The sequence below is a fragment of the Jatrophihabitans sp. genome, from assembly GCF_051960575.1.
Taxonomy (GTDB): domain Bacteria; phylum Actinomycetota; class Actinomycetes; order Mycobacteriales; family Jatrophihabitantaceae; genus JBQCEE01.
In genome coordinates this window covers 1-8,430 of record NZ_JBQCEE010000232.1, presented here as the reverse complement: position 1 = coordinate 8,430, position 8,430 = coordinate 1, and the positions used below count along the sequence as shown (strand labels likewise).

8 protein-coding genes are annotated in these 8,430 nt (G+C 72.0%); 5 read left to right on the top strand and 3 right to left on the bottom strand.

Features of this window, described 5'->3' with window-relative positions; genetic code table 11:
- Together ACTHMS_RS12795 and ACTHMS_RS12790 are read right to left on the bottom strand one after the other, a co-directional pair.
- Positions 1–1,243 (bottom strand): serine/threonine-protein kinase (locus ACTHMS_RS12795; protein WP_440307052.1); only part of this gene is annotated, 1,243 nt, incomplete at its 3' end.
- A 75-nt stretch (positions 1,244–1,318) separates the two neighbouring features.
- A complete protein-coding gene (locus ACTHMS_RS12790; RefSeq protein ID WP_440307051.1) occupies positions 1,319–3,541 on the bottom strand; it encodes an MMPL family transporter in 2,223 nt (740 codons plus the stop codon).
- A 223-nt stretch (positions 3,542–3,764) separates the two neighbouring features.
- Between ACTHMS_RS12790 and lipB the strand changes: the two genes are divergently transcribed.
- Both lipB and lipA read left to right on the top strand, forming a co-directional pair.
- The gene (gene lipB, locus ACTHMS_RS12785) at positions 3,765–4,406 is read left to right on the top strand and encodes a lipoyl(octanoyl) transferase LipB (RefSeq protein WP_440307050.1); all 642 of its coding nucleotides are present in this window, start codon (positions 3,765–3,767) and stop codon (positions 4,404–4,406) included.
- Between the two features lie 44 nt (positions 4,407–4,450).
- The gene (gene lipA, locus ACTHMS_RS12780) at positions 4,451–5,377 is read left to right on the top strand and encodes a lipoyl synthase (RefSeq protein ID WP_440307049.1); all 927 of its coding nucleotides are present in this window, start codon (positions 4,451–4,453) and stop codon (positions 5,375–5,377) included.
- Between the two features lie 290 nt (positions 5,378–5,667).
- On the opposite strand, the gene ACTHMS_RS12775 is transcribed toward lipA, so the two are convergent.
- Complete coding sequence (locus ACTHMS_RS12775) at positions 5,668–6,444, bottom strand: C40 family peptidase (RefSeq protein ID WP_440307048.1); 777 nt, start codon at positions 6,442–6,444, stop codon at positions 5,668–5,670.
- 141 nt (positions 6,445–6,585) lie between these two features.
- Between ACTHMS_RS12775 and ACTHMS_RS12770 the strand changes: the two genes are divergently transcribed.
- From ACTHMS_RS12770 to ACTHMS_RS12760, 3 genes are all read left to right on the top strand, one after another.
- Positions 6,586–7,347, top strand: coding sequence for a DUF4191 domain-containing protein (locus tag ACTHMS_RS12770; protein WP_440307047.1), 762 nt, complete (start codon positions 6,586–6,588; stop codon positions 7,345–7,347).
- A 13-nt stretch (positions 7,348–7,360) separates the two neighbouring features.
- Entirely contained in the window at positions 7,361–7,786 is a 426-nt protein-coding gene (locus tag ACTHMS_RS12765; RefSeq protein WP_440307046.1) for an RDD family protein, read from the top strand.
- Between the two features lie 156 nt (positions 7,787–7,942).
- On the top strand, positions 7,943–8,430 hold a 488-nt coding region (locus tag ACTHMS_RS12760; protein ID WP_440307045.1), incomplete at its 3' end, for a glutamine synthetase beta-grasp domain-containing protein.

Here is an 8,430-nt window from a genome sequence, read left to right as displayed (position 1 = left end):
CGGCACCGATCCGCCGCCGGCCCCGGACGGGCGGCCGGGGCAGCACCGGGCGCGGACGCGGCGCCACGAGCCGGGTCGGTGCCAGGTCGGCGAGCGGCTGCGCCGCCGACGCGGCTCGTCGTGGCGGCGGAGCCGCCGGGGCCGTGGCTGCGTCGCTCGGCGCCGCGACGTCCGCGTGCGGTGGCAGCGGTGGCAGCGGCGACCCCGTGCCGTCCGGCCCGCCGTCGCGGCCCCGCCAACCCGCGAGACGGTCGACGAGCGTGGGTGCGCACGGGCCGCCCAGGCGACCCGAGCGGCCGCCGAGCAGCGGGCCCACGGCGCCGTGCCGGGCCACCAGCTCGTCGGCGGCCAGCTGCGACGCGTCCGGCCGAGCGGCGTGCCGCGCCCTTCCCGGCGGACCCGGCTGTAGCACCGCGCGTGGCCGTCCGGCCGCGAGCGCGAGGGGCGCCGGGCGCCCGCTGGCGCGCAGGTCGAGCGCGAACTCGGCGGCCGTCCCGCGCCGCGCCGGGTCGGGATCGAGGGCGCGACGGACGACCGCCGCCGTCGCGTCCGGCACGGCGGCGGCAGCGAGCCGCTCGGCCGCGTCGGTGCGACCGAGCCGGGCGGCCGCGAGCGAGGTCTCGGTGTCGGTCGCGGGCCAGGTCGGGCTGCCGGTGAGCGCGTGCAGCACCACGCCGCCGAGCATGAAGACGTCGCTCGGCGGTGTCGGTGGCGCACCGGCCGCGACCACCGGGTCGACATAGGCCGGGGTGCTGAGCACCGGCCGCAGGTCGCCGAGCAGTCGGGCGACACCGAGGTCGGCGAGCAGCGGCAGGCCACCGGCGGTGAAGAGGATGTTCGCGGCCGACACGTCACCGTGCAGCACCCCGGCCGCGTGGGCGTGGGCGAGCGCGGCCGCGACCGGTGCCACCGCGGTGATGACCTCGCCGACGCTGAGCCGCCCGCGGGCGGCGAGCAGTTCGGCGAGCGATCCCCCGGCGGCGAGGTCGAGCACCAGCACCACGGCGTCGCGGGTCGGCACCACCTCGTGCAGCCGCACCACATTCGGGTGGTCGAGCGTCGTCAGCACGGCCGCCTCGGTCCGCACGTGCTGCCACGCGGCGCGATCGGTCAGCGGCACGCGTTTGAGCGCCACCTCGTCACCGGAGCGCCCGACCCGTCCCCGCCACACCTCGCTGCTGCCGCCACGGCCCAGCAACTGCTCGACCGTGTACCCCGGCACCCGCCACCCGCTGCCCCGCATGCGAGCAGGCTAGGTGCCTGCAGCGACGGCGGACCGAGTTGTCCACAGCCCCCCGTCGCGGCAGGCACCCTCGGCTCAGGGCGCGCCCTGGGCCAGCTTGCCCGGCCACCAGATCTTGCGGCCGATCTCGTGGCTCAGCGCGGGCACGAGGATCGAGCGGACGACGATCGTGTCGAGCAGCACGCCGAAGGCCACGGTGAACCCGATCTCGGCGAGGAACACGATCGGCAGCACGCCCAGCACCACGAAGGTCGCTGCGAGCACCGCGCCGGCCGACGTGATGACACCGCCGGTGACGGCCAGGCCGCGGGTGATGCCCTGTCTCGTGCCGAACTGCAACGACTCCTCGCGCACGCGGGTCATCAGGAAGATGTTGTAGTCGATGCCGAGCGCGACCAGGAACACGAACGCGAACAGCGGGAAGCCGGGGTCGGAGTTCGCGAAGTGGAAGACGTGGTTGAAGAACACCGCGCTCACACCGAGGGACGCGAGGAACGACAGCACCACCGTGGCGATGAGCAGCAGCGGCGCCACGAGCGCCCGCAGCACCACCCCGAGGATCACCAGGATGACCAGCAGCACGATGGGGATGATCAGGTTCCGGTCGTGCCGCGACGCGTTCTGCACGTCGAGGTTGACCGCCGACTGGCCGCCGACCAGGGCGTGCGCCTGCGGCACCGACTTCAGCGCCGACCGGATGCGCTCGACGGTCGCGAGGGCCGTCGGCGAGTCGTAGGCGCTCGTCAGCTGTGCGTTGATGAGGGTGCGGCCGTCATGCGGGGTCACCTGCAACGCCTGCGGGGGGCAGCTGCTGAAGGCCTGACCCGCCGCCTGCGGGTTCTGCTTGATCAGCTGCGCGAGCTTGCCGAAGTCGATCGCGGGGCAGACCGCGGTGGGGCCGGACGCGACGCCGTCGACGGTCTTCACCTTCGCGATCACCGCGTCGGCGGCCGACGCGTCGGCCAGGATGACGGCCGGCGCACCCGCGCCGCGCGACTGCGGGAATGCGGCGTTGTAGATCTCCTGGCCCTTGATCGCCTCGGGCTTGTTCGTGAAGCCCTTCTCGGTCGGCAGGCCGTCGGTCTTCAGCGTCGTGATGAGGGCGACGCAGGCGAGCAGGACGACCGCCGCGCCGATCCACGCCGGGCGGTGCTTGCGCTCGAGCCGACCGGCGAACCGACCCCACACGCCGTGTGTCTCGAGGATGTCGGTGCGGTGGTCGACCTTCGGCTTGCGCGGCCAGAAGATCCAGCGGCCGCTGACGACGAGCAGCGTCGGCAGCACGGTGAGCTGGACGATGACGGTGCAGGCGATGCCGATCGCACACACCGGGCCGAGACCGGCGGTCGAGTTGAGCTCGGCGAAGTCGAGGCAGAGCAGCCCGAGGATGACGGTGAGCGCCGAGGCGATGATCGGCGGCGCCGCACCCTTCCAGGCCTGCAGCATCGCGTCGACCCGGCTCTGGTGCTCGTGCAGCTCCTCGCGGTACCGGCTGACGAGCAGCAGCGCGTAGTCGGTGCCGGCGCCGATCACCAGCACCGACAGGATGCCCTGGCTCTGCCCGTTGAGGGTGATGGTGCCGTGCTTGGCGAGCGCGTAGATGACGATCGACGCCGCGCCGAGCGCGAGCACCGCGCACAGCAGCGGGAAGAACCAGAGCACCGGGCTGCGGTAGACGAACAGCAGGATGACGATGACGACCAGGCCGGCGGCGATCAGCAGGGTGCCGTCGAGGCCGTTGAACGCGTCGATGAAGGCGACCAGCACGCCGCCGGCGCCGGCGCTGTGCACGACCAGCCCGGGCGGCGCGCCGTCCTTGGCCGCCTTGATCACGGCCTTCTCGGTGTCGACGAGCTGGGTGCCCTGCTTCGACTTGCCGTTCTCCTTGCCGATGAGCGGCACGCTGACGGCCACGACGGTCTTGTCCGCCGACGTCTGCGGACGCCCGATCTCGTCCGCGGCGACGCCGTCGATCTTGGCGAAGGCGCCGAGATCACGGTTGATCTTCGCGAGGTCGGCGCTCGTGATGCCGCTCGTGCGCTGGTAGACGATGGAGCCCGGAATGGACTGGACCGTCGAGAACGCCTCCTGCGCGCTCGCCACCTTGGTCGAGTCGGCCGAGTTCGGCAGGAACGAGGAGTTGTCGTTCTTCTGGACGTCGCCCAGCTTGCCCTGGAAGGAGCCGCCGGCCAGGCCGACGAGGAACACCACCAGTGCCAGCGCACCGAACGCCCACAGGGCCCGGGGTCGCGACGGCGTCGGCGCCTGTTCGGGCGCCTTGTCCTCCACCACGGTCATGACAGTCCTCGCTCCATCCATCCGTCCGCCACCGTCGCCACCTACGACTCCGGTCGTGCCGGAAAGTCATCGGTACGGCGCGGACACCTCGACGCCGGACGGGGTTGGCCGGCGACGTGAGGAGGCTAGCGAGACCCACTGACATGGTGCGATCAGGTTTCGCCCCGACTCACCCCTGACTTCGTCCCCCGAGCCGCCCGTAGATGCCGAGTACGGTGGTGACGTGCCGCCACTGCGCGTCGTCCGGGCCGGTCTCGTCCCCTATCAGGAGGCGTGGGACCGCCAGCGGGCCGTCCACGGCCGGGTCGCCGAGGGGCTCGACCCCGACACCGTCCTGCTGCTCGAGCACCCGTCGGTCTACACGGCCGGGCGGCGCACCGAGCCGTGGGAGCGGCCCGTCGACGGCACCCCGGTGATCGACGTCGACCGCGGCGGCAAGATCACGTGGCACGGCCCCGGGCAGCTGGTCGGCTACCCCATCGTGCGGCTGCCCGACCCGATCGACGTGGTCGCCTACGTGCGGCGCATCGAGGGCATGCTGATCGAGGTCTGCGCCGAGCTCGGCGTCACCGCCGGCCGGGTCGAGGGGCGCAGCGGCGTGTGGCTGTCCGCCGACGACCGCCGCCCCGAGCGGAAGATCGCCGCCATCGGCATCCGGGTCGCCCGCGGCGTGACCCTGCACGGCTTCAGCCTCAACTGCGACGCCGATCTCGCCGCGTTCGGGCGCATCGTCCCGTGCGGCATCGCCGACGCCGGCGTCACCTCGCTGACCCAGGAACTCGGCCGAACGGTCACCGTCGACGACGCCCTGCCGCTCGTCGAGGCGCGGCTGGACGAGCTGGTCGGCGCCGCCGAGCGGGTGTAACGCACGGAACGTCCCGGCCATCGGCCCGCGCGTACGCTCGAACGGTGACCACACTGCAGCCCGACGGACGGCGGCTGCTGCGCATCGAGGCCCGCAACGCGGCGACCCCGATCGAGCGCAAGCCGGACTGGATCAAGACCCGCGCGAAGATGGGTCCCGAGTACACCGAGCTGCGCTCACTGGTGCAGCGCGAAGGTCTGCACACGGTGTGCCAGGAGGCCGGCTGCCCCAACATCTACGAGTGCTGGGAGGACCGCGAGGCGACCTTCCTCATCGGCGGTGAGCAGTGCACCCGCCGCTGCGACTTCTGCCAGATCGACACCGGCCGGCCCGCCGACCTCGACCGTGACGAGCCGCGCCGCGTCGCCGAGTCGGTGCAGGCGATGGGGCTGCGCTACGCCACCATCACCGGCGTCGCCCGCGACGACCTGCCGGACGGCGGTGCCTGGCTCTACGCCGAGACGGTGCGCCAGATCCACGCGCTCAACCCGGGCACGGGCGTCGAGCTGCTCGCGCCCGACTTCAACGGCATCCCCGAGCTGCTGCGGCAGGTGTTCGACAGCCGTCCGGAGGTGTTCGCGCACAACGTCGAGACGGTGCCGCGCATCTTCAAGCGCATCCGCCCGGCGTTCCGGTACGACCGGTCGCTCGACGTCATCCGCTCCGCGCGCGCCGACGGGCTGGTCACCAAGTCGAACCTCATCCTCGGCCTCGGCGAGACCCGCGAGGAGATCAGCCAGGCACTGATGGACCTCCACGAGGCGGGCTGCGACCTCATCACCATCACGCAGTACCTGCGTCCCACCCCGCGGCACCACCCGATCGAGCGCTGGGTGAAGCCGGACGAGTTCGTCGAGCTGCGCGAGGAGGCCGAGGAGATCGGCTTCGCCGGCGTCATGAGCGGGCCCCTCGTCCGCTCGTCCTACCGCGCCGGCCGCCTCTACGAGCAGGCCGTCGCCGCCCGCGGGTGACCCCGTCCGCGGCGTCCTCGCGGATCTTGATGGCCAGCACGCGCCCCGACCCGGCCACGGCCTGACGGTCCGGACCGGCGTGCCACGTCCACCCGAATCTTGATGGCCAGGACGCGCCCCGACCCGGCCACGGCATCACGCTCCGGACCGGCGGGCCACGTCCCCCCGGATCTTGATGGCCAGCACGCGCCCCGACCCGGCCACGGCATCACGATCCGGACCGGCGGGCCACCGGCACGACGAAGGGCGGCCACCCCGTCAGGGTGACCGCCCGTCGTCGAACGGCGAACTCAGTGCCAGGTGGTGCCGAAGCGCAGGTTGCTGCCCCAGATCCGCTGGTACTTGATCCGCTCACCCGGCTGGGTCGCGGCGTAGTCCATGCCGTGGCCGGCGAAGATCGCCACGTGGTAGGCGTAGCCGCCCGACAGGTAGAAGATCAGGTCGCCGGGACGCGCCGCCGACCGCGGGATGAGGCGCACTCGCCGCGAGGTCATCTGCGCCTGCGCGCTGTGCGGCAGCGACGCCACGCCGGCGTGCTGGTACACGTACATCGCGAAGCCGGAGCAGTCGAACCCGCGCGGCGACGCGCCGCCGTAGACGTACGGCGTGACGCCCACGAAGCGCCTGGCCTCGGCGATGACACGGGCACCCGGGTTCACCTGGCTCGCCCGCACCGCGCTCACCGGGCGGACGGCGGTGGCGTGCCACGCGTGCGCCACCAGCGTGACCGTGCGCACCTGGGTGCGCGGGTGCAGCGTGACGCGGAAGCCGTGGTTGCCGCCGAGGTGGAAGGTGCGGTTGATGACGGGCAGGGGGGTCGCGGTCGTGACGGTGCCGAGCACCTTGCCGTCACCGACGATCGTGACCTGGATCGGACGGTTGGGACGCTGCGCGTCGAACGCGAAGCCGCGGACGAACAGCGAGTGGTCGGCCGAGTTCTGGACGGCCGCACCGAGGTGTCCCTGCAGGCGGGGCGCCGAGGCGGCGTTCGCGGTCGCAGGGACGAGGACGGAGCCTGAGACGGCACCGACCGCCAGCATGGCGGACAGCAGTGCGCGTCGGGACATGGGAGAACCTCCTAGGACGGTCCGCCGCGTGTCGCGGCGCGTCGGGCACCCTTCCATAACGAACTGGTATCAGCCAAGTAGCGGAGTCACAGCTACTCAGGTTCGGCAGCACCGATCCGGCGGGTCGATATCCTTGTCCACATGGCCAAGACCGCTCGGGCGAGCAAGCCCGCCAAGCTCTCTCGCCCCGAGAAAAAGGCGCTTCGGGCCGCCAAGCGGGCCCAGCGCCGCGAGCTCTGGAGCAACGTCGCCAAGACGTTCCAGCTCACCCGCGAGAGTGACCAGCGTCTCGTGCCGTACCTGGTGCTCTTCGGCGTCGTCGCGGCCGCACTGGCCTACGTCATCGTCCTCTGGATCAGCGGCTCGGTCTGGATCCCGATCCCGCTCGCGATCGTGGTCGGCCTGTTCGCGGCGCTCATCGTCTTCAACCGCCGCGCGCAGCGCTCGATGTACTCGCAGGCCGAGGGGCAGCCCGGTGCCGCGGGCTGGCTGCTGCAGAACCAGCTCAAGGGCGATTGGCGCCTCACGCAGGCCGTCGCCGGCACCACCCACCTCGACGTCGTGCACCGCCTCGTCGGCCGCCCGGGCATCGTCCTGGTCGGCGAGGGCGCGCCGCACCGCGTGCGTGGGCTCATCGCGCAGGAGAAGAAGAAGATCGCCCGCATCGCCGGTGAGACGCCGATCTACGACATCACGGTCGGCACCGGCGAGGGCGACGTGCGGCTGGCGAAGATGCGCACCTACCTGCTCAAGCTGCCGGCCAACCTCTCGAAGGACCAGGTGAGCACGCTCGAGAAGCGGCTCGCCGCGCTCGGGGCGCAGCGCCCGCCGATGCCGCAGGGGCCGATGCCGCAGGGCGCCAAGATGCGCAACGTGCAGCGCACCGTCCGACGCCGCAGCTGACGCGCGATCGACCGTGACCCTCCCCCAGTCCTACCGCGGTGAGCGGATCGGCCTGCCGCAGACCGGCACCGGTTCGCTCGCCCCGACCGGCCCGCGCCTCGGTGCGTACCTGGCCGACGCCGTCGCGTCCGCCCTCGTCGCGACCCTGTTCGTGCAGCCGAACGGCAAGGGCTTCGCCGGCCACCTGCCCGGGTCGTGGAGCCTCATCCCACTGGCGGTCGACTACCTGGCGGGTCTGCTGCTCGCGGGGCGCACGCTCGGCATGTACCTGTTCGGACTGCGGGTCGTCCGCGTCGACGACCCCACCCAGCCGGTGACGCCGATCCGGGCCCTCGCGCGCACGGTGATGCTGTTCCTGCTCATCCCGGCCCTCATCTTCGACCGCGACGGGCGCGGCCTGCACGACCGCTACACCGACACCGCGGTCGTCCGGGCGTGATCGGCGTCTGATCGACGGGCCGGGCAACATCGCGGAAACAACAGGGGCGCACGATGCTCTCGGCATGCCCGGGGGCGCCGTCTAGGCTCTCGCCGGGGACTCCCATCCCAACCCGCACCATCCGATCAGTGGTGGGTGCACCTAGACGGAGGATCGATGTTCAGTAACCCCGACGAGGTTCTGAAGTTCATCAAGGACGAGGGTGTCGAGTTCATCGACGTCCGCTTCACGGACCTTCCCGGCCAGCAGCAGCACTTCAACGTGCCGGCCGCCACGCTCCCGTCCGACTTCTTCACCGAGGGCGCGATGTTCGACGGTTCGTCGATCCGCGGCTTCGCAGCGATCCACAAGTCGGACATGAAGCTCATCCCCGACGTCTCGACCGCCTACGTCGACCCGTTCCGCACGGCCAAGACGCTGAACGTCGCGTTCTCGATCGTCGAGCCCCGCACGGGCGAGCCCTACGAGCGCGACCCGCGCCAGGTGGCGGCGAAGGCCGAGGCGTGGCTGAGGACGACCGGCATCGCCGACACCGCCTACTTCGGCCCGGAGGCCGAGTTCTACGTCTTCGACGACGTCCGCTTCCAGACCGCCCAGAACGAGGGCTACTACCACATCGACTCGATCGAGGGCGCCTGGAACAC

Coding starts and splice junctions, on each gene's coding strand:
- ACTHMS_RS12770 (WP_440307047.1), top strand. CDS start 6,586: ATGGCCAAGACCGCTCGGGCGAGCAAGCCCGCCAAGCTCTCTCGCCCC.
- ACTHMS_RS12790 (WP_440307051.1), bottom strand. CDS start 3,541: ATGACCGTGGTGGAGGACAAGGCGCCCGAACAGGCGCCGACGCCGTCG.
- ACTHMS_RS12775 (WP_440307048.1), bottom strand. CDS start 6,444: ATGTCCCGACGCGCACTGCTGTCCGCCATGCTGGCGGTCGGTGCCGTC.